At 62.9% G+C, this 21,941-nt stretch carries 8 protein-coding genes and 7 pseudogenes; 3 read left to right on the top strand and 12 right to left on the bottom strand.

Features of this window, described 5'->3' with window-relative positions:
• Nucleotides 1–39: 39 nt before the first annotated feature.
• From OKW41_RS23255 to OKW41_RS23275, 5 genes and pseudogenes are all read right to left on the bottom strand, one after another.
• A pseudogene (locus tag OKW41_RS23255) lies at nucleotides 40–1,633 on the bottom strand (c-type cytochrome).
• A gap of 48 nt (nucleotides 1,634–1,681) precedes the next feature.
• Complete coding sequence (locus OKW41_RS23260) at nucleotides 1,682–2,521, bottom strand: hypothetical protein (RefSeq protein ID WP_429574368.1); 840 nt, start codon at nucleotides 2,519–2,521, stop codon at nucleotides 1,682–1,684.
• A gap of 26 nt (nucleotides 2,522–2,547) precedes the next feature.
• Nucleotides 2,548–2,904 (bottom strand): annotated as a pseudogene (locus tag OKW41_RS23265) (outer membrane lipoprotein-sorting protein); the annotation flags it as partial.
• A 55-nt stretch (nucleotides 2,905–2,959) separates the two neighbouring features.
• Nucleotides 2,960–3,328: pseudogene (locus OKW41_RS23270) on the bottom strand (TonB-dependent receptor domain-containing protein); the annotation flags it as partial.
• Nucleotides 3,329–3,345: 17 nt separating this feature from the next.
• Nucleotides 3,346–3,747, bottom strand: a complete 402-nt coding sequence (locus OKW41_RS23275) for a hypothetical protein (RefSeq protein ID WP_429574086.1) — start codon at nucleotides 3,745–3,747, stop codon at nucleotides 3,346–3,348.
• Between the two features lie 642 nt (nucleotides 3,748–4,389).
• Here OKW41_RS23275 and OKW41_RS23280 point away from each other — a divergent pair.
• Nucleotides 4,390–4,581, top strand: coding sequence for a hypothetical protein (locus tag OKW41_RS23280; protein WP_187639681.1), 192 nt, complete (start codon nucleotides 4,390–4,392; stop codon nucleotides 4,579–4,581).
• Entirely contained in the window at nucleotides 4,574–6,643 is a 2,070-nt protein-coding gene (locus OKW41_RS23285) for a recombinase family protein (protein ID WP_187639680.1), read from the top strand. Before OKW41_RS23280 ends, OKW41_RS23285 begins: the two co-directional genes overlap by 8 nt.
• A 167-nt stretch (nucleotides 6,644–6,810) precedes the next feature.
• Here the strand turns inward: OKW41_RS23285 and ltrA are convergent, their stop codons facing one another.
• The 3 genes and pseudogenes from ltrA to OKW41_RS23300 form a co-directional block, all read right to left on the bottom strand.
• The gene (gene ltrA / locus OKW41_RS23290) at nucleotides 6,811–8,055 is read right to left on the bottom strand and encodes a group II intron reverse transcriptase/maturase (protein WP_429574087.1); all 1,245 of its coding nucleotides are present in this window, start codon (nucleotides 8,053–8,055) and stop codon (nucleotides 6,811–6,813) included.
• A gap of 546 nt (nucleotides 8,056–8,601) precedes the next feature.
• Nucleotides 8,602–9,581 (bottom strand): annotated as a pseudogene (locus OKW41_RS23295) (IS3 family transposase); the annotation flags it as partial.
• An 88-nt stretch (nucleotides 9,582–9,669) separates the two neighbouring features.
• Nucleotides 9,670–9,975, bottom strand: a pseudogene (locus OKW41_RS23300) (TonB-dependent receptor); the annotation flags it as partial.
• Nucleotides 9,976–10,043: 68 nt separating this feature from the next.
• Here OKW41_RS23300 and OKW41_RS23305 point away from each other — a divergent pair.
• Nucleotides 10,044–10,760 (top strand): annotated as a pseudogene (locus OKW41_RS23305) (IS6 family transposase).
• 322 nt (nucleotides 10,761–11,082) lie between these two features.
• On the opposite strand, the pseudogene OKW41_RS23310 reads toward OKW41_RS23305, so the two are convergent.
• The 4 genes and pseudogenes from OKW41_RS23310 to OKW41_RS23325 form a co-directional block, all read right to left on the bottom strand.
• Nucleotides 11,083–12,124: pseudogene (locus OKW41_RS23310) on the bottom strand (IS110 family transposase).
• Between the two features lie 129 nt (nucleotides 12,125–12,253).
• Complete coding sequence (locus OKW41_RS23315; protein ID WP_429574088.1) at nucleotides 12,254–13,141, bottom strand: outer membrane lipoprotein-sorting protein; 888 nt, start codon at nucleotides 13,139–13,141, stop codon at nucleotides 12,254–12,256.
• Nucleotides 13,142–13,173: 32 nt separating this feature from the next.
• Complete coding sequence (locus OKW41_RS23320) at nucleotides 13,174–13,611, bottom strand: hypothetical protein (protein WP_429574089.1); 438 nt, start codon at nucleotides 13,609–13,611, stop codon at nucleotides 13,174–13,176.
• A 44-nt stretch (nucleotides 13,612–13,655) separates the two neighbouring features.
• Complete coding sequence (locus OKW41_RS23325; RefSeq protein WP_429574090.1) at nucleotides 13,656–21,914, bottom strand: SdrD B-like domain-containing protein; 8,259 nt, start codon at nucleotides 21,912–21,914, stop codon at nucleotides 13,656–13,658.
• Nucleotides 21,915–21,941: the final 27 nt, after the last annotated feature.

The following is a 21,941-nucleotide window of genomic DNA, read 5'->3' on the forward strand; positions in this document are numbered from 1 at the left end:
CCCGTTCCGGCGGCGCCGCTATGCCGCCGCGCCCAACCGCTATGGCACTATCCATGCGCCATCGGCAACGACACGCGCGTCCTCGGGTTGCGCAAAGCGAACGAGATAGCCACCTTTCGAAGCAAAGCGCTGACCCGGCGCGAGCGTCAGGCGCGGATAGTAGCCTGTCAGAATCCGATGGTCGAGCATCTCGTCGATTCGTTCTACCAGGTAGTCTCTGACGAACGCATTGACCATATGACTGAGCGTCTCCGCGAGCAGCCCACACGCGAGATAGGTATCCGCCTGAACGCGCTCGTCGACGACCGGAATATGCCTGATGGCGAACCAGCCGAACGCGTAGTCGACACGCACGCGCCGTCCCTCGGGCAGATCGACCGGATAAGCAATACGCGCGGCGTCGCGCCACCTCGGCGGCAACGGTATGCGGTCCAGACCGTCCATCAGTCCCGACACGAAGACCTGGGTCGAGGCGGGCGGCTTGCCGGCGACCGCCGCGATATCGGGTGGCCGCAGCCACAGCACCAGCGCATCCGTTCCACGCGCGCTGCGAAGCGCTTCGGCGACGCTATCGCCCGGCGCGAGCACGCGGCTCGACACGCTCACGCCATAGCCTTTCAGAGCGTTCGCGAGCGCTTGCGCAGCCGCCTCGCCGCTGTCGCCCGCGCGATACACCTGGCGTACGGTTTTCACCATGCCGGCCAGTGAGCCGCTATTCGCGTCGAGGATGCGCCTCGCGATTAGTCCCGCCTCGAGCAGGACACCCTTCGAGAAATACATCGAGTAAAAGTCGCGGTCCCGTTTCGACCGGCACGTCGACGTTGGGAAAGAGGCACGGCGCCGCTTCCTGCTCGCAGAAGTCGTGAACCGGCGCCCAGTTCTTGCCACCGAGTCCCCGACAAGACCGCGAATACGGGCTGCTGCGCCAGATACGCTTTCAACTGCTCGTGCCAGGTCTCGGGCGCGCGGTGCAGTTCCCACACGTGCAATTCCCAGCGTCGGTTGACCATGAACATCATCTTGCGCGAGGTGTGCAGCGGCGGCGTTGCGCCGAGCGGCGAGGCGTTCTTGTCGGCGAAATAGTGTTCCAGCACGTCGAGCATGCCGCGCCGTTTTACCGGGTCCGCATCTGGTGTGATGATCGTCGCGAAGTGCAGCACGGTGTCCGTGACGTCCGGCGCCCTGCGCCGGTCGGGCGCTTCAGATAGCCGATCAACGCCGCCATGTCCGCGTCGTTCAGCGTGAACTGCGGCATCAAATAGCTGAGTGGCTTGCCTTCGGAGTCGACGCCTTCACGGATCGCGCGGGCGATCGTCGCGTCGGTGTACGGCTCGCGATTGGCCCGCATGCCGTCGACGTAGGGTATGTCCAGCTCCTCGGGATTCTGGATGCGCGGGTGGAACAGATACTGCCCGCTGATCGGCGGAATCGTGCTGGTGCCTTCGCGCGCGCCGAGCCCGCTGCGCCGGTGGCAATTCATGCATGCCACGGCGGCGCCTTGCATGCGCACGCCGCCATCGTGGGTCGCTTCAACCGCTTCTCCGGAGCCTGCAATGCCGCGCTGGTAGATCGACTCTCCGGCATCGATGGGAGGCGCGCCGCTCGCTTGCTGCACGCCGATCAACAGCAGCACGGCAAGCGCGCGTGCATGCCACGGCAACGAACCCGGCCGTGTGCATGACTAGCGAACCGGCCGGACCGGCGCGCCGCTTGCCGGCGATGCATCGGCGCCGATCTTGACGGATGCGCGCCGACCCTGCGAAACCGGGTTGGCGAACGTGAAACTGTCGAGCGGCGGATTGAGCGTGACATTGTCGATCACCAGCCGGTCTTTCTTATCCATGCCGACGGCGCCGCTTTCGATGACGAACGGTATTCGCACGCCATCCACTTCCCTGAAGTCGCGATACATCACCTCGATCGTCGCGGGCCGGCCTGACGGGCCGCGCGCCTCGCGGTCGTACTTCACGTCGAGGAAATTCTGCGCGTCGACCCACACGTGGCGCGTCGCACCGGAGGGCAGGCGCAGCAACAGACGATAGGCATCCCGTCCCTCGACCTTGTCGGTGCCTTCGAGTGCGACGCTGATGCCCTTCGCCGCGTGATCCAGCAAAGGTCCGTCGATGACCTGCTCGTCGCGCGCGAACTTCACTTCATTGCTCGTGTAGGGACGCACATCGGGGCCGCCGCCTCCCGACGGACGCACCTTCCAGCCGTCCTTGCCGTCGAACACGTGCACGATCATCTGGTTGGCCGCCGTGGTCTCGAAGCGAGTCCGGTCGGGACGTTTCAGCGCGAGCTCGAACGGCAGATCCGGCGCGGGCGCATTCGGACTATCCACGTGCCCGACCCACACCATCGACGTGACCTTGCGCCAGGCATCCGCGCCGCCGCGCGCCTCGGCGTTCCTCGCGACGACCTCGTCCGTGCCGAGACTGGCGTCCGCCGTCGCGGCCGGCGTTTGCGCCAACGCGAATGCGCCGACGCTCGCCGCGAGCGCCCACAAAGCGATCCGTTTCATGACCTTCTCCCCGTGTGCTGCCGCCGCTATTGAGCCGGCACCTTGACCATGGCCAGTCGTGGCTTGGCGAACAGCGAATCGTCGACGTTCTGATTCACCGTCACGTGCTGAACCGTCATCTGATGGGTCTGCTTCACACCCGCGACCACCGTCTCGAGCATATGCGGCACGACCAGGCCGCTTTCCGCGTGGTAGTCGCGGAAGTAGACGGCGACGTTGTGCATGCGCCCGTCGAGCTTGCGCGGGTCGCCATCCATTTTCAGTTCGAGAAAATTCGTCGCGTCGACCCACACATGGCGCTCGGTGTGATCTTTCATCGTCAGCTTGAGCTTGGAGGCGCGGTGTCCCTCCACCGTATCGATGCCCTGCACCGCGACCTGGCTGGTATCCGGTCGAGGTCGACGCCCCATTGCTGCTGACAAACGCGAGGTCATCGTGCAGGTCCGTGCGAAACAACGCTGCACCCCAATGAAACGCCGGGGACAGTGTTCCACGTGCACCCGCTTCGAAAGTGCGAGATATGACTGGTTTCAGCGCGGGGTCGGCAATGAAATCGTTGGGAAGCGAGCAAGGCGCGGCCGTGTCGGCGCAGGCCAGCTCAATGGCGGTCGGCACGCGCATGCCTTCGCTGTAGTTTGCATAAGCCGTCAGCCAGGAAACTGGATTATAGGTTACGCCCAGTGCAGGATTGACCCGTGAAAAGCTGTGCGAACCATTCAGCAAAGGCTGCATGCCGCTACGATCCTCTATATCGACGCTGGCGTGGTTATAACGTGCGGAGGCCGTCAGCGAAAGCGTGCGGGTCAATGAAAGGTGTCGCTCACTTACACGCCGAGATTGCTGTTGCGCGTCGCCGCGTCGGTTTGCAATGTGTAGCCGTCGGTTCCGACGGTTTGTCGATCCGCGGTGAACTGCGCGTCCTGCGCGTATTGCGTGAAGCGAGCGCGGGCAAAATCGCCGCTGACACCTGCCATCAACTGATTGTCCTTCCCCGCCACTTTGCCGGCAACGCTCAGCTGCAATGCAAAACCATAACTGTCCTGCGCGATCACAGAATGCCTGTTCAGCGCGGGTACATTATCGACAGAACCCGTAGCGGGATCGATGGACCCGTAATCTGCGTTGACGTTGCTGCTGACGTTATCGTTGTCGTAGTGCCGGTAGTACACATTGCCTGAAAACTGCAACGCATCGCTCAAATCATGCTTGCCCGAGAGATTCAGCATGATCGCGCGATTCTGATTCACGTCGGCGTAGGTGTACGCCTGGCGAGGATTGCCGATAAATGAGCGCGGAATAGTCTGCGTTCCCTGCAACTCGTTGTCGGCGGCGGTAAGGCTCAGCTCGACCGTGCTGCGTGCGTCCGTATAGAGGTGGCCTCGCTTGTTCGGACAGGTTCTCGATATTTTTAAGTGGAACGTCCGGGGCAGTCATGCTGCCAATTTGATCGCAGGCAGTGTTGCGAAGTATGCCTCATCCGGCGTGCGGTCTTCCAGACTCGAATGAGGCCGTCTCTGGTTGTACAAGCCGTCAACACAACGCCCATATCGGCGAATCAAAGGAGGTTCTCTACCGCTGGCACCCGTGGTACGGGCACACGGTATGGATTTTCACCACGATAGAGAGGAAGAACGCCGAGTCAGTGCTGCGCTGTGGGCGAGAGCCGTTCGACACGGCGGGCTTGCTGGAGGTGCCGCAATGGATGTTCGATCCCGTTGCCTGCTGTCGCATTACCTCGGCAACGTCTCCCGCCGTCAGCTGTGAAGCATTGAGGGAACTGAAGTACCTGTTGGCGCAGGCGCCTGCTGCCACGCCGCGCGGTATGGTACAAGCCGAGCACCATCCTTTGCTCCGTACAGGAGGTGCTGATGCGACGCCAGACAAACCCCCAACCGGGCGGTCAACTCGACCTGTTCCGTCTCTTTCCGAAGACACCACAATGGGAGCACCTGCCGCAAGAGGTCCGGCAGCAGACGGTGCGTTTGCTGGCGCAGCTGCTGCGGCAACACCGTCGCGGGCTGCTCGCCGCCGTACACGAGCCGGAGGTGCGCGATGAGTGACAAGATTCGGGCGCAGCATCTGGCGCGCAAGGCCATGCTGTACGTGCGCCAGTCGTCGGCCTACCAGGTCAGCCACAATCTGGAGAGCCAGAAGCTGCAGTATGCGATGCAGGATCGTCTGCATCAGTTGGGCTGGAACGAGATCGAGGTGATCGACGAGGATCTGGGACGCTCTGCGGCCGGAACGCAAACGCGCACGGGCTTCGAACGGATGGTCGCAGAGGTCTGTCTTGGGCACGTCGGCGCAGTTGCCGCTCGCGAGGTTTCACGATTCGCGCGCAACAGTCGCGAGTGGCAGCAACTGGTTGAGGTGTGCCGCGTCGTCGACACGGTGCTCGTCGATCAGGAGACCGTCTACTCACCGCGGCAGAGCAACGATCGTTTGCTGCTCGGCTTGAAGGGCAGCCTGAACGAATACGAGCTGGATCTGTTGCGTCAGCGTTCGCTCGAAGCTCGTCGGGAGAAGGCCAAACGCGGCGAACTCATTGTCGCGGCGCCGGTGGGTTACTGCAAGACCGAAGACCAGCGCCTGGAGAAGGATCCGGATTTGCGCGTGCAGGACGCCATCCGCTCAGTATTCCGCCAGTTCGGCGCGATTGGTTCGGTGCGTCAGACGTTGTTATGGTTCCTGGAGCACGGCCTGCAGTTGCCGGCATGCATGCCGCGCGGCGAAATCCAATGGAAACGGCCGAGCTACGGCACGGTGTACCGGATCCTGACCAACCCGATCTACGGTGGCACGTATGCCTATGGCAAAACCGAATGCGCGATCCATTACGAGGCTGGGGAACCACGCAAACGTGATCGCCGCAAACCACGGGATCAGTGGCTTGCGCTCATTCCGAATGCCCACGAAGGGTACGTTGACTGGGACGAATTCGAACGGATCCAGTGTGCCATTAGCGGCAACCTGCGTCTGGCCGGACACGCTGGCGCCCCGAAGAACGGTGAGGCCCTGCTGGCGGGACTATTGCGCTGCAGGCGCTGCGCGAGCAAGCTGACGCTACACTACACGGGTAACAGGCACGACGCCTTGCGCTATAGCTGTCATCGCGGCTGGATGGACAAGGGGCAACCGCGTTGTATTGCGTTCGGTGGCACACGCGCGGACGCGGCCATCGCCGAGGCGGTCTTGCAGGTCGTTCAACCGGCGGCAATTGAGGCAGCAATCGTGGCGCGCGAAGAAGAGACCCTGAAGCAGGACGAAGTGCTGGCCGCGTTGCAGCGGGATCTTCAGGCTGCACGCTACGCCGCGCAACGCGCGCAGAAACAGTACGATGCTGCTGACCCCGAGAACCGGCTCGTCGCCGACGAACTGGAGCGGCGCTGGAATCATGCGCTACTACGCGTAGAGGAACTGGAATCGCGTATCGAGCAACAGTCGCGCACATCCGGCCAGATACCGCCTACCCAGCCAGAGGAGTTTGCCGATCTTGCCACTGCATTGGAATCGATCTGGCCGCAGGCCGACGCCCGCCTGAAGAAGCGCATAGTGCGCACCCTGATCCACGAAGTCGTCGTTGACGTTGACGACGCAACGAGCGAAATCGTGCTCGTCATTCACTGGAAGGGCGGAGTACATACCGAGATTCGCGTGCCGCGGCGGCGCCGCGGAGAGAACACTACGCATACGTCACGTGAAGCAATTGATGCCGTGCGCCAGCTTGTCCGTATCTGTCCGGATCTGGTGATCGCCGGCGTACTCAATCGCAATGACCTGCGAACCGGCCGGGGTAACTTCTGGACCCAGGAGCGAGTCACCGCGTTGCGCAGCCACCATCAGATCCCGGTCTATTCGAGCGAACGACGTGCTGCTGAAGGATGGATGACGTTGACCGAGGCATCGGCGTTCATCGGTGTGAGCCCCGGAACGCTCAGGCTCGCAGTTGAGCGCAACAAGATCCCAGCCGAACATCCGTTACCCAACGGGCCATGGATCTTCAATCGCAATTCGCTGACCGGGGACGCAGTTACCGAACTCGTCGGACGGGCTCGCGCACGGCGTGGACACCCCACAATACCAACGACACAACAGGGCTCTCTAGATTTATCAACAACATAGCGAGGTTGGGCAGTATGAAACGCACTTGTACAGATTGATGTAATCGCCGATTGAGCGCCGGGCGTGGCCTACCGATTCATAGGCTTTCAGATAGTTGAGTAGCCCGGCGGAATCGCACCGCCAGGCCCTCCCAGAACTGTACGTGAGCCTCTCGACTCATACAGCTCCTATCGTCCAGCCGTGCCCCCCAGCGCCCAATGCGCAAAGAGGGTTGGTCGCCGCATTTTGAGACGCCGCAACCAATCCCACGCTCGCAGCTTGTGCGTGCGGAGTTTCTTGTATTTCCGCTGAGCCCAACGCACGAGGAAAGAATCGAGCGTACGTAGGGCTCCATGAAGAGCGGAAGGCCGAAACCGTCCGTAGTACCGAACCCAGCCCATAAGTACAGGCTGTGCCCATCGAACGACTTCGACGAGTTCAAGGTCATTGCGACTGTGCAGCCGCCACCGACGCATCCGCAAACGCATCGACTTGGCGGCCTTGTCGCTTACTGCAGGCGAGAAACTGACGAACAACGTTCCTGCGCGATTCATCGAGCTCCGGGGCCGAAAGCAATAGCCGAGGAAATCGAAGCGTTGCACCGGATAGCGCCCACGTCGGTTGTCGTCCTTGCAGTAGACGATTTTGGTTTTATCCGGATGAAGTTGCAGTTTGCAAGCCGCAAGGCGCGCTTCAAGTGCTTCGCGCAATTGCTTCGCCTGCGTCTCACTCTTGCAATGGCAAATGACATCGTCGGCATAACGCTCAAACTGGACGCCCGGATGATTTCGTGACATCCATTGATCGAACGCGTAGTGCAGGAACAGGTTGGCCAGTATGGGGCTAACCACCGCCCCTTGTGGCGTCCCTCGATTCCGCGCTACTTGCGCGCCGTCCGGCATGCAAACCGGAGCCACTAGCCATCTTTCGATGTACAGCAGCACCCACTTGCAGTTCGTATGCCGACGCAGAGCACGCATCAGAAGTTGATGATCGATATTGTCGAAGAACCCTTTAATATCGAGATCGAGCACCCAGTCCGCACGCCAGCAACGCTGACGCGCGACCGTGAGAGCCTGATGCGCTGAGCGGCCCGGGCGATAACCATACGAGTCGTCATGGAACACGGGTTCCAGAATCGGTTCGAGATGTCGCCGTACCACCATCTGCGCGATGCGATCCGACACAGTGGGAATTCCGAGCGGCCTGGTCGAGCCATCGGCTTTCGGAATCTCCACGCGTCGTACAGGAGGCGGAACGTAGCTGCCCGAAGCCAGCCGGTTCCACAGTCGATAGAGATTGTTACTCAGGTCCTCTTCAAACTCGGCAATCGATTGTCCGTCGACGCCCGCTGCTCCGCGATTTGCCTTCACCCGCTTGAACGCTTCCCACACCTCACGTTTGGAGATATCAAACGGCTTTGCCTTATCCATGCGGGTCCTCCCCTTGCGGGTTGCTCACATGGTCGGGCCGGACGACGGCGTTCCTTCGGTCCAGCTCCATTACAGAGCCTTCAACCCTACTACGAACGCCTCCGCCCCTGTGCCCCGCATCGGTACTCTCACCCTCGCGGAGGCTATCCGCCTGGGCTTCTCCCTTAGCATCGGGACGACAGGTTCCTACGTTCCTTACCAAAGCCTGGATCAAGGTCACGCCGCCTTCATGCCGGAAGCCAGTTGGGCAGCAAGCAGGTAAGCCCCCAACCTTTGTCGCGGGATAGAAGTCAAGATCCCGGTTTCGACTTCAGTTAATACGTTTCGACACGTCATCAGTGGTTCACTCGCGTTCGTCTTCCTGACCCTCACCTGACGGAGTCGCGCTCCGCCTTTTCCATCAACGCTCACCACGCGAGCTCTTAACTCGCGCAGCTTGTGGTGGTTTGAAGCCTGCTCCTGCACGCCGACTCCGAGGGGCCCGCCCTCATCTTTGATAAAGCATCGCAACGGCTCTGACTTCGAACCGTCGCGTTCGTAGCACACCACCTCTTCATATTTCACGCTTCGCCACACGCGCTCGACGAACACGTTGTCTCGCCAGGCACCTTTGCCGTCCATCGACAAGCGGATGCCCCGGCTGAGCACGGCCTCGGTGAACGCTATCGCGGTGAACTGGCTGCCCTGGTCGGTATTGACGATCTCAGGTTGCCCGTACTTCGCGAACGCTTCTTCCAACGCCTCGACAGCGTGCATCGCCTCCATCGTGATCGCTACGCGGTGGGCCAGTACCTTCCGGCTGGCCCAGTCCACCACGGCGGTCAGATACACGAAGCCGCGCGCCATCGGGATATAACTGGTATCCAGTGCCCAGACCTGGTTTGCCCGACTGATCGTCATGCCCCGTAGCAGATACGGCCAGATCTTGTGCTGCGCATTGCGTCGGCTCGTATTCGGCTTGCAATACAGCGCCTCGATACCCATGCGCTTCATCAGCGTGCGCACGTGCCGACGGCCAATCTCGTGTCCCTCGCGACGCAGCAGTCGCGCCAGCATCCGCGCTCCGGCAAACGGAAACTCCATGTGCAGTTCATCGATCCGGCGCATCAGCAACTGGTCTGCGTTGCTCACCGGTTGCGCCCGGTAATACACGCTCGATCTTGCGATACCAACGAGTCGCGCCTGCTGCGAGACCGGCAATGCGTGTGTACGATCGATCATCGCTTTGCGCTCAGCAATCCCGCCTTGTTGAGCGCGCCGCTTAAAAAATCGTTCTCCAGCGTGAGCTGGCCGATCTTCGCATGTAGCTCCTTCAAATCGACTTGCGGCTCGCTCGACGCCGTGCCGCCTGCGCCAAACACGTCGGCGGCACGTTCCTGCAACTGCCGCTTCCATTCGGTGATCTGGTTCGGGTGCACATCGAACTGCTGCGCTAATTCGGCTAGCGTCCGCTCGCCCTTGACCGCCGCCATCGCCACTTTCGCTTTGAACGCGGCTGAGTGCGTCCGTCGGGTTCTCTTCGTCATCTTCCTGGTTCCTTTGTCGGCATTATCGCCGGCTCAGGCCCCGAGCGTTCCACTTATCCGACTGTCCGAATTTGCGCGCCCACCTCTTATATCCCGCCTTGCCGAACAGTTGCTTCACGCGGCTGGGGTTGTGATCGGCCCAGCCTTGATCAGCTTCCTCATTGGCGGTGACGAAATAGTCGAAGTGACCGTGCTGGCCGCCCTGTTCGAAAACCACGCTCCGGCGTCCGAACGAACCGCCCTCCACTTCGACGCTGCCGCCGGGATTGTCGCGGCCGTTTTTCGTGGTGATTGCGATTGCGCCACCTAGCGTGTTCAAACCGAACAGCGGATTGGACCCAGGCATCACCTCGATGCGTTCGATCGCCGCCTGAGCGAGCAGGTCCCAATTGACGGCTCTGGTGCAAATAGCGCGGGGGCGAATCGGTTAAGGTGTCAGGCTGAACGAATTGAGAACCGACGATGAGCAAGCTGAAGAGCCTTGACGAACTGTTCGCAGGCCTTCACTTTGACCGCGATGTGATCATTCTGTGTGTTCGCTGGTAACTGCGCTACAAGCTTAGCCTGCGCGATCTGGTCGAGATGATGGCGGAACGGGGTCTGTCGCTGGCGCACACGACGATCCTGCGCTGGGTGCGGCGCTTTGCGCCGGAGTTCGTGAAACGGTGGAACCGCCTTGGCAGGCCCACCGGGCAGTCGTGGCGTGTCGACGAGACTTACCTCAAGCTGCGCGGCAAGTGGGTCTATCTTTATCGAGCGGTGGAACGGGTGGGCCAGACAGTAGACTTCATGCTCAGCGCCAGGCGCGACGTGAAGGCGGCAAAAGCCTTTTTCAGGAAGGCAATCGAACATCAAGGCCAACCACCGAAGACCATCACGCTTGATGGTTATGCAGCCTCGCACCGCGCCGTGCGCGAGATGAAGGCCGATGGCTTGCTGCCTGAGGACACAAACGTCCGATCCTCGAAATATCTCAATAATTTGGTCGAGCAGGACCACCGCAACATCAAGTCCCGGACGAAAGTCATGCTCGGCTTCAAACGTTTCAGGAACGCAGCGATTACTCTCTCAGGTATTGAATTGGTCCATCGTATTCGCAAGGGCCAATTCAGCCTCGCGAAGCTCGGCCTCAAAGATACCGCTGCGCCCGCAGTTTGGGAGGCCGTCCTGTCTGCTTGATGAGATATCCTTTCTATAACAAAAATCTCGTCCAGACCGCCTATTTGCACCATGTATGGACGACTCCCTGTTGTCAAGCAGTCCCAGTTTTCTGGCATCGGGTCGAGATTGCAGCCATGTATCCGGGCTCAGTTGGCAGCACTCGCTGCGGGCCCACGATGAATATCCGCGAATGGGTACCCCATCAGAGCCTCGGGCTTGGTTGCCCTTGGTGCACAGCGGGTTTGGCCCACCACGGTCCGACCGTTCTGTCATCCAATTGAAGTCTGCTCAAGCAACCTCTGGGAAGTGAAAGCTGTTTCGCTGCTAATCGCTGAATCTGTCAATCCGTCACGCTGGATCGTGCAGGTACATGGCTAGCCTGAAAGGCCTGGTTTCGTATCAGCATGGCCCATGCCGTCCGTGCATTCTTTGCCGCGAGCGCCACGGCAGCGATGTTTTTGTGTCGGCGTCGGCACAGTTTCATCAGCCATGAATCAGCCATCTCGGTCTTGGCGGCTGCCATGCGGATAACCGCACGGGCGTCGTGAATCAGAAGTGTTCGGAATGCCGTATCGCCGCGCTTGCTGATGCCCAGCAGGCGTGCGGTTCCGCCCGAGGAATGTTGCCGCGGCACCAGACCCAGCCAGGCAGCAAGTTCCCGGCCGCTGCGAAAGGCTCGGGCGTCGCCGATCGACGCTGCCAGGGCCGACGCGGTGAGCGGGCCGACCGGGTATGGTTTCGAGAAGTTGCCCGGGCGCATCGGTCCGGTGGATTGCGCGGATACGACCTTCCAGTTCGGCCACCTTGTTGCCAAGCTCGCGCAAGTGGTCGACGAGCATATGGATTAACGCCCGGAACGGTTCGCGATACTCACTGTTACGGCTGGAAAGCGCCTCCATGGCCCGTTGCCCCAGCAGCCGGATACCCTGTGGCAGCACGATACCGAATTCGCCCAGAAGCCCACGGATCTGGTTGGCCAGTGCTGTGCGCGACTTGACCAGCCCGGCGCGTGCGCGATGCAGCGACAACATTGTCTGTTGCGCCTGCGTCTTGACCGGTACAAAGCGCATGTTCGGTCGTTGTATCGCCTCGCAGATTGCTTCGGCGTCGGCCGCATCGGTCTTGTTGCTCTTTACGTAAGGCCGCACGAACTGCGGGGCAACCAGTCGAACGGTGTGTCCGAGCTTCGCGAGCTCGCGGCCCCAGTAGTGCGACGAGCCGCACGCTTCCATGCCGATCACACACGGGTCAAGCGTTGCGAAATACCGGAGTACACCCGTGCGTCTCAACTGCTTGCGCACAACCATGTGACCTTGCGGATCCACTGCGTGAAGCTGCAACACATTCTTGGCCAGATCCAGTCCAACAGTCGCTATGTTCATGACGAATGCTCCTTTGCCGTGGACGTCACGACTTCTCCACTTTGGCATAAATCCTTTCGCCGCTTAGCGGGAGTCGTCCATCACATCAGAGCCGTTTTGCGAAGGTCGGGCTAGCAGACCGCAGTCGGCTTAACCCGGGCCCGATATCTGAAGTTTGGCAAAGCGCGAGTCAGGCAGATCCGGATTGACCGTCGCTTTCTCGATCACGATCTTTTCCGGTTGCCTCAAGCCCTCGCCGAGCGTCTCCATTTCGAACGGAATCATCACGCCGTCAACCTTGCGATAGTCGCGCAATACAGTGACCATCGTGCGTGCGCGCGTGCCGACCTCCCGGGTCCCGTCGACCTTGACGTCGAGAAAGGTGGACGCGTCCACCCAGACATGGCGGACGTCGCCGTTTTTCAGTGTGACCTTCAGCTTGTATGCACGGTGCCCGTCCACAGGCTCGACACCTTCCACCGCAACCTGGCTGCCTTTGGCGGCAGCGTCGATCAACAGGCCGTCGAGGTCCTGCTGGTCGGCGGCGAGCTTCAGTTCAGCGGGCGTGAACGGCTGGGCGGTGGAATAGCCAAGGTAGGGGCGCGAGTACCACCCGGCCGTGCCATCGTAAACCTGCACCGCGGTCTTGCCAGCGAAGTCGAGTTCGAAACGCACCTTGCGCGGCCGCTTCATCTCGATCCGGTACGGCAACGCGATCACGGTGCCCTGGATCACGCCACTTTTGTCGGTCATCGCCTTTTCCAGCATGTGCCGTTTCGGCGACGATTGCGGTGGATTGTCGACCGTGCCTTGTGGCGCGGGGTGGGTCCGCCCCACATCCATCTTGCCCACGAACGATAGCGAATGCACCGCATGCCACGCGTCGAGGCCGCCGCGCGCTGCGACATTTTTCGCCACCACCTGGGCGGCGCTGATGCCAGCCGGCTCGGCCGGCGCCGGACCCGCCAGGACGAGCGCGAAGCCGGCGGCCCACGCGAGCCGCGTCCCATGAGAAGTGATACCTGCATGTTTCATCATCTGAGCCCCTATCAGCACTGAGCGCTGCCCGTCTATTCGACGGTCAGGTCGTTCGCGACGAACCGGCCGATCTCGATATGCACCTGGTTTCCACGCTTAACGATCTTGTTGGCATTCCCAAAAATGACGTAGTACGTACGATCTCGCTCGGGCGCCGAGACCTGCCGCAACTCGCCGATGTTTTCAAGCGCCGGCACAGCCAGCTTCGCCCCGCTTGCTTCATCAATCAGGTACGGTTTCTCGTGACTGTCCAGCAGCGTCCTGGCTTTCTCGGGATCGGTCACGCGGTACTTGAATTGCAGCATCCACCCCGAGGACACGAGCCGCACGCCGACAATATCGACGCCCCACGTACTGTCGAAATACGGCGCCCGGCGCACCCGCCACGCATGTGCCGCATCGCGCGGGTCCGCGGCACCGGTGCCGGCGGGCGCAACGCATGCGCTCTGCGCCACCAGCACCGCCAGCACGAAGCCTCCGCTCAAGGTGCGCAACGCGCGCAAGGTCACCTGCCTCATGGCGCAGTCCCGGGTAGTATGCCGCCCGGCAGCGACAGCGGCGGCAACGCCGCGCCCCTCACCGGCGGCAACGCCGCGGCATTCAGCTTCGGCAACGCCGCGGCATTCAGCTTCGGCAACGCTGCAGCGAGGGCCGCCCGCAGCGACAGCGGCGTGAGCGCGAGAGCCCCCGGCACCGTAACCTGCGTCGCGCCGATATCCACGCCCGACACGCGTCCCGGTGCCGGACGCGCGGCGCCGCCAAAGTCGAAGCTCGTTGCCGAGACCTGACTTTGCGGGTCCTTCAGCGTTCCCTGGTTGAACGCAGCGCCGGTGCCCGTCACGTGGTAGTCGCCATACGCGACATACCCCGGTTGCAGCGGATCGGACAGCGACAGCGGACCATACTTGAGGTCGACGAAGTTGCCTGCCTCGTCCAGCGTCACGCCGGCCGCCAGGCTGAACGGTGGCAGGAACGGCTGACCGGGTTCGAACTTGAACGCCGGGTTGGCGCGCGGCCCGTTGCAGTAGATTTTCGCGAGGCCTGGATTGCTGGTCGACATGCCGGTGCCGGTCGTGCCGTCATAGACGGAGCCTCCCGCGGACACCACCGAATCGTTGAGATCGGTCAGCCGGAAGTTCGACACAGCCGCCGAGCTGTCGCCGACCGTGCCGATATCCCAGTACGCCGGGGTGCCGGTGCAGGCGCCCGCCGCGGGCGACACCGGCAACACGGTGCAGCTATGCCCCGCGTCGGCCACGTTGTTGCTTGAGCAGACGTTGGCTGCGCCCGTGCTCGCGTCGACGAAGAACGACCGGTTGTGCCAGATGATGTCGTTGAAAAGCACCGGGTTCGAGTACCTGTTATGCGCCTTGGTCGCCGTCTCGGGCACGTTGCCGGTCGCGGTCGTGGGCAAGGCTGCGAGCAGGGCCGCCGAAGTCATCTCGGTGCTGATGCCGGCCGGGCTCGGGTAAGCCGTGGTCGGGCCCCGTCCGCTGGTGCCGAACAGCGCGCCGGCGATCGCTGCGCTGTCGTTGCTGGCGATCGTGTTCTCATGGATCGCCGCGTTCAGGACATCGACGAGCGAGATGCCACCGCCGGCCCAGCCCGCGACATTGTTGGCGATGATGTTGTTGGTAACCGTGGCGCGGTACCACTTCGCCGGGTTGCTTGGGTTCGTCACGACGTCGTTTCCGTTCACCTGTTGCAGGCGGATGCCCCCGCCATGCCCGCCCTGCGCGAAGTTGCCGACAATCAGGTTCGAGTCGATCGTGACGTTGCCGGTCCCGTTGGAGAGCGTGGTCGCGGCCGTCAGGTCGCCTTCGATGTCGATGCCACCACCATGCACGGCTGCCGTCTGCTGCCAGCTCTGGTTGAACAGGATCTTGTTGTGCGCGATCGTGCCGTTCATGTTGACCCCTATCGCTCCGATGCCTCCGCCATTGCCGTTGCTGTAGTTGCCGCAGATGAAGTTGTAGTTGACCGCGTAGTTGTCGGTTCCGGTGCAGATCGCCACGCCGGCGCCGGAACCGGTGACGTTCACGCTGCCCGCCGCGGGCGTCGGCTCGACCGTCCCGTTACGGGTGATCGAGTTGTGATGGATGCGGACGTTGTTGTCGTAGCCATAGCCGTCTGCCGGTGGGGTTTCTTCCTCGAACGGGCTGCCGACGCGCAGGCCGCCGTGCATCGCGCTCGCATTGCTGAAAATGCGGTTGTTGGCGATTTCGAGGCCATGTGCCCAGCCGTTCACATAGATACCGCCGCCCGCGTCGCTGCCGGTGATGCTCAGCCCGTCGATGCGCGACAACGCACACAGGAAGTTCGAGTCGGACATCTTCCAGCCGGTCGACGTCAAGGTGGTCGCACTCGGCACGCCGTTGTTATACGAGGTCACCTGGAAATAGCTGCTTCCCGCATTCATCGGCGAGTTCGGGTTGGTGCTGCAGTCGCTCGCCGTGAGCGGCGTCACGCCGTCGCGTCCGACGCCCTTCGCCAGCACCGTGATGCCCGCGCCCTCCTCCGTGGCGAGGATGGTCGGCTCGAGCAGGACCACGCCACCTGTGATCGGCAGCTGGGTCGGCAACGGATCGATCTGCGGATTGCTCACCAGTTCGCCGGCGCCACCTGTGTCGGCGGTTCCACCGCTATTGCTCGGCGCAGTGGGGTTGAGGCCGAACAGCTGGTTGATGCGCGGACGCCAGTCGTCGAGTTTCTGGGTCGGATACTTGGCCGCGTTGATTGTCACCGAAGCCGCGCCGACGCCCTGCAGCCGGACCGGCTTCCACATGATGACGAGCTCTGGATACACGCCGGCGTCGACGATGATCAGGTCGCCTGGCCGCGCGGCGTCGATCGCATCCTGGATCGGATGCGGGAAGCCTGCGGCATGGCCACTGCCGGTCGGTGCCGCCGCCGGCGTGACCACCACCGGCGCATTGCCTCCGATGTCGACCGTCACGGCATCGACGCTGTTCGTGCCGTTGGCGTTCGTGATTGACAGTTCACCCGAGGTCGTCCCGCTCGCGACGCTGCCGGTAATCAGGCCGTCCGACCATGACACGTTGGTGAGCGGCACGCCGTTCACGCTGGCGGTGCCCGGGGTCGAACCGAAACCGTAGTGGCGCTTGACCGTACGCTGGTTGAACGGCGCGGCCGTCGCAGACGGACCCTGGTACACCGGATTCGGCACGTCGGCATCGCCGAGCGCGGCGATGCGCAGCGTATGCGTGCCATCGGCGGCCGCCACCCACGGACCCACGTTGTCCCCGTCGACGCGCTTGACCGCGGGAGTGGCATCGGGGTAATCGCAATCCGGCGGGCTATAACCGTCCGCGAACGCCGCCACCGGCAGCACCGGCGTGTCCAGATACACCGTCGCACCGGGCATGAACGGGTTCGTATAGCAGAAGTTACTGAACGACGGATTGAAAAGCGGGTCGGTAATCATCTGGCCGTACGTCGGCGAACCAGGACGCGTATCGAGCATGGGCCCCGGATCGTTCATGCAGGTGACGAGCATGTTTGGCGAGTAGCCGGCCGGGTTCGGCACGTTCACCTGCCAGGTGGACGGCGTCATGCCGTTGTAGGTGCCCCACTGGTCCGAGTACGTACGCGAGATTTCCACGCCGTTCATGTCGCGGATCGACACGGGCGCATACGAGGCGGCGAATTTCTCGCCGAAGTCCGGCGACGCAGCGTTGATTTCGCTCGCGGCGTCGTCGAGGATCAGCCCAGTGTAGTGGGCTGCCACCGGCGTATTGCTGAACACGTAGAAGTTCGCCGGCGCGGTCATCTGGTCGCTCAGCGTGACTTCCTTGCGGTCGCACAGCGCCTTGGTCGCGCCCGCAAACGGCGCCACCTGGCCCGAGCTCGGGAAGAGGCTCATGAAATCAGGTACCGTTCGCAGCGTGCCAACGCAGCTCGGAAACTGCAGCTTGGCCCCCTGAAAACCGAGGCTCGTCGTCGGGTTGTTCGGGTTCGCCGGGTTGTAATAGGCGGCCACCTGCGCCTGGTCGGGGATAATGAAGATGTTCGAGAGCGCAGCGAACTGCTGGGCAGCGGGCGCCACCCACGCATCGCCGATCAGGATGTTCTTGTCCTCCTCCTTGACGACCTCGTAGCCGGGCGGCGGAATCATTTCAACGACGTATTTGCCCGGCGCGAGCGGATGGCCCGCCGAATCGGTCGAGAACGCGTATGCGCCGTCGTACACGGCAGGCTGCACCTGGTTCCACAGGTGGAAGCCGTCATAGCATCTGAACTGGTTCGCCGTGCCGAGCGTGTAGGACAGGAACGGATCGGCCGCGTCCTGGCCGGGACAGATCATGTTAGGCGTTCCGTTCGCCTTCGTGCCGTTCGCGTAGTCGTCCCAACTGGTGGTTCGGGTCGAGTTGACGAGCGTCAGCCCCGTGGTGCCGTCCGGGTTCGGCGTCTCGCGGTACAGGTTGATCTGCACCCGTGGCACGCCCGGCTCCCACATGAACTGAACCTCGAGACTCGGGTCGTCGAAACCACGGGTCGATGCGTACACAACCATCCCCTCGATCCCCCCATTCTCGCCGGCGGCGAACGGACGCTTGCCCCAGTCGAGCATCTGGGTCTGGTTGATGAAGCCCTGCAGTCCTTCGTATTGCACGCCCGGGGGATCGACACGGTTTGTCGCGATCGGCGCGCCCTGCGGCGCGGCGCCATACGTCTTGCCCGAAATGGGATCCGTCCATGCATACGATGAATTCAGAATGCCGCCGGTCCTCGAGCACGGCTGCGAACTGTTCTGGTTGCTGCCGCCGAGCGTTCCCTGTCCGGTCGTGGCGTTATACGTCACACAATCGGCGAGACCACCGCCGTCGACCGTCACGTTCACGCCTGTGCTCGCGTAACGCGTCCGGTCGGATTCAACCACATACCAGTTAAAGAGCGGGAACAGTTCATTGAACACCGCGTTGCCGTCGGAGTTGGTAAGCAGGGTATTCGAGACGGAGCCGTCGCGGTAGCGGATACGCACCGGCACCTGGGCAATGCCTGGTTCGGCCGCGTCACGCACGCCGTTGCCGTTCGAGTCGGTGAACGCGCTGGCTTCGACCCGCGTGAACCAGCTGAATACCGGCACATCCCCCATCGCGATCGGCCCTGCGGGCACGGGATTGCCGTTCGAGTCGGGAGTCGGCTTGGCTGTGACCTCCACGGCTTTGGAGGCGATGATCTGGTCGAGCCATTGATCCCAGACCACCAGCATGTAGGAACCGACGGGAATGTTATCCAGCTTGAAGTTGCCATTGGGATCGCACGCGGCAAAGCCGATATTCAGGCCGAGTTCGCCCTGCTGGTTTATTCCGACGAAGCACGTGGACGACGCCAGCGCCGCCCGGGATGCGGAGTCCCACAAGGTTTCCATGACCGGCCGGGACATGTGAAGGCTCGTGATGCGGCCGGTCACCGACGTGGTCGCAAGAGGTATCGGTCCGGTAACCGGCGGCCCTTCCGTGTCACCGTTAGGATTCGCAGGCGGCACGCCGCCGACCGGCACGTGCGTCGCGATGACGTTCTGCTGCGCGATATGGGCCGGATTCACAAAACCGATGAACGTGTGGAACCCGGGCGGCCCGAACTCCTGGAAGTAAGGTGGCTCGCCGGATTTCGTGAACGCATCCTGTGCGGGCGTCCCCTCGAGCGTGGACACCTGATACCAGATCTCCCCTGCGCCTTCGCGCGCCGCGCCCGGGTGCGCGATCACGTCGAACCGTCCCGGCATCAGGTTCTTGACGAGCGCCTGCCCCTGCAGCGCGTAGTCCGCCGACGGGTTGGCCGGATCCTTCGGATCATTCGGGCAGGTGATGACGACGCCGGTCAGATCCTTGCCCGCATAGCTCGGATGCGTCGACGGCACGCCCGACGCGGTCGGGCTATAGACGTTCGGGCAGCCTGGCGTGCCGAGCAGCGCGTTCGTCAGCGGCTGGTTGAAGGTGTCATACGTGACCTGGCCGATCGGGTCGCCGCTGCGGCCCGCCACGTCCCAGATCGCGATCTCGAAGCCGCCGAGGCCGTGTTCGATGGCGTCGGGGTCGCCGTTGGTCGGGCTGCTGTCCTCGAAGATATAGATCGACAGCTGAGCCGGCTTTAGCGGATTCGGCTCGACCTTGATCGTCGCGGTCTGATACGTGCCGCCGGCAGGCGGTGGGACCGATACGCCGCTCATCGTGTGACCACATTTCGCGTCGTTGGCGGTCGACGAACTCGGCGTCAGGCAACCCGGGTTGACCAGGGGATCATTGGCATAACCGGCGATGAACGGGTTCGCTGCGTCACCCGGCAAGATCGAGATGAAATACCACTTCGTCGGGTCGAGCGCGACGTCGGAGGGCATCGACCGGGTCTTGGCACCCGCGGCCGTCCCGCCGTTCGTCTGCGCGTCGCCGCAACTGAGCGGTCCGGTACAGCCGGCGGCCACCACCGGCATGTAGCTGCGGAAAAAACTGGTCGCAAGGCTCGGTTGCGGCGCGCCGTTGACGACCGGCGGCGTGACGCCCGGCGTCGGGTTATGCCACGTCTGATCCTCTTCGATGATCCAGCCGTAATCATTGGGCAACGCGGTCCCGCTCTGCGCGTCCACAAGGTTCACTGGCAAACCGCTGCCGGCGGGGAACACGACCGTGGCCGTCTGCGCCGCGCTCGACGTTCCCTGCGAATTGACCACCACGAACTGGAACGTGCACGTGGCCGGCGCTGGCGAACACGGCGTGGCCGCAAACGAGCCATCCGGATTCAGCGTGACCCATGAGGGCGCCGTGCCCGAGAGCTTCGCGGTGATCGGGAAATTGCCCGGATCCGACGCCCCCACCAGCAGGCCGGCGCCGCGCGGCACTTTCAGCAGCGACGATACCCGGCTCGGAAAGGCACTCGCCACCGTATTGTCGTATTGCCGTCCGGTGGCAGTCGGCGCTGCGCCCGTCGCCTCGAACGCCAGCGTAACGAGCGCGCACGCGGCCCCGGCGTTACCGCAATACGTGAACGTATCGCTTGCGGGCGTGGTGGTCGGCGCGGCCGTGACCGTAAAGGTGAACGTGCCGTTGCTGTTGAGCGTCACGCTGCCGTGGGCAAGCGCGAGCGTCGTCGAGGTCGTGCCGGCGGCAGGCGTCACGCCCTTGATCGCCACGCTGGTCACGCCGATGTCATTCGTCAGCACGTTATTGCTAAAGGTTGTCGCATTCGGCGCCAGCGTGTAATTGTCCGGATTCGCCTGCGCCGCCGCAGCCGGCCGCGCGCTGCCCCCGATCGCCTTGTTGACCCCCGCGATGAAGCCGCTGGGGCTGGCCGTGACATTGCTCGCGGTGGTCACGGCCATATAGCCCTCGAAGCCGCCCGCTGTCTCATTGGCCGTCGTCAGGCCCAATGCGCGGTCGAAGAACGCAAACACCGCGTCGGTGTACGAGGTCGCATTTTTCGTCGGCCGGACGATCGCATCGATCGTCTTGCCCGCAGGCATGTTCACCTCGTTCTGGATCTTCGGCATGCCCGGCGCGACATTGCCATCCTCGGCAATCAGCTGGAACGGCTGCCCCACGATCGACGGCACATGCGTGCGCGATCCAGCGTTGACCATCCGCACCAGCACGTTGCCGCTCAGCGCGTTGTTGTCGCTTCCCCGGAGGTCGGGCAGCGCCACCGAAGTCCCCGCTGGATTCGACTGGTCATACGATTTTCCGTTGACGAGGAAATACGTCGGCGCATAGTTGACGGCGGCCGGATAACAGGGAATCTGAGCCTGGGCGACCCCGTTGACCACCATCGCGGGCTTCTGGGATTGCGCGCACTGCGGATCGTTCCAGCGGATCGCCTCGCTCGTGCCCGCGACAGCAGCGGCATCCACCGCCGCATTCTGGACCGCATCGATCTCCGAGAAAAGCAGCACGGCGTCCATGTCATAAGGCACATCGTCCAGCGACGCGAGCGCCGGGCCGGCGCTCCGGTATGCGCCCGGGAATGCCTTGCCCTCGGCGCGCGGGTCGTTCGACAGATGGATCTCGGCATCAGGGGTGCCAGCGGCCTCGACTTCGTACAGCGGCGCGTACGTGACAACCAGTACGCCGTACAGACCCATCGGCGCCTGCAGCGACGGATGACTGCCCGTCTCGTACAGGTAGGTGCCGGGCTTCAGGTACGTCGGGTTCGCGCCGGCCGGTGCGATATTGGTATTCCATGTATACGACACGGTTCCGCTTGAGCTTGCCTCCTGCGCGAACGCGCGCGCGCGGGCGGCCTGCAGCGGGGGCACGAAGCCCTTCGAGCCCGTGGGCACCGGCGTGTTGGTGGGCCACGTCGTGGTGGTCACCGCCGGGTGGACGATCGGCCCGGCGACGTCGCGCGTCGGCTGGCCGGCGCTGCCGCCGATCTGCCCGAGGATCACGAGCGACGTGGAGGTGCCGCCAGGCAGCTTATTCGTGAGATTGATGCTCAGCTTGTTGCCGACCGGCACGACGATCGTCGGCCCCGGCGCCCACATGGTGTTTGGCACGGCCTTGGTCGATCCCGCGGCCGTGCGCGAACAGACGTTGGCGTTGCGCAGACTGCCGCCGCCGAGCGCGGCGCCCTGCGCCGCGTCGTTCGTGCAATAGCCCCACATCGGCACGGTCGAGCCGTCCGTCAGGGTCGTCGTCATGCGCTGCGCAGTCAGGTTGACCGTCGTGACCGTTTGCGCAGACGCGAGAGATGCGAGGCACATCAGCGCAGCGCAGACACATGCTGACTTCGACGTCAGTCGATTGATCAGGGATCTCATGCTTAAGACTCCTTTTGCGCGCTCGGG

The organism is Paraburkholderia sp. UCT70 (assembly GCF_050434085.1).
GTDB lineage: Bacteria > Pseudomonadota > Gammaproteobacteria > Burkholderiales > Burkholderiaceae > Paraburkholderia > Paraburkholderia tuberum.

What these genes read in the sequence shown, in the direction of transcription:
- OKW41_RS23325 (WP_429574090.1), bottom strand. Translation starts at nt 21,914, where the DNA reads ATGAGATCCCTGATCAATCGACTGACGTCGAAGTCAGCATGTGTCTGC.
- ltrA (WP_429574087.1), bottom strand. Translation starts at nt 8,055, where the DNA reads ATGGATAAGGCAAAGCCGTTTGATATCTCCAAACGTGAGGTGTGGGAA.
- OKW41_RS23315 (WP_429574088.1), bottom strand. Translation starts at nt 13,141, where the DNA reads ATGATGAAACATGCAGGTATCACTTCTCATGGGACGCGGCTCGCGTGG.
- OKW41_RS23285 (WP_187639680.1), top strand. Translation starts at nt 4,574, where the DNA reads ATGAGTGACAAGATTCGGGCGCAGCATCTGGCGCGCAAGGCCATGCTG.
- OKW41_RS23260 (WP_429574368.1), bottom strand. Translation starts at nt 2,521, where the DNA reads ATGAAACGGATCGCTTTGTGGGCGCTCGCGGCGAGCGTCGGCGCATTC.
- OKW41_RS23280 (WP_187639681.1), top strand. Translation starts at nt 4,390, where the DNA reads ATGCGACGCCAGACAAACCCCCAACCGGGCGGTCAACTCGACCTGTTC.
- OKW41_RS23275 (WP_429574086.1), bottom strand. Translation starts at nt 3,747, where the DNA reads ATGCTGAATCTCTCGGGCAAGCATGATTTGAGCGATGCGTTGCAGTTT.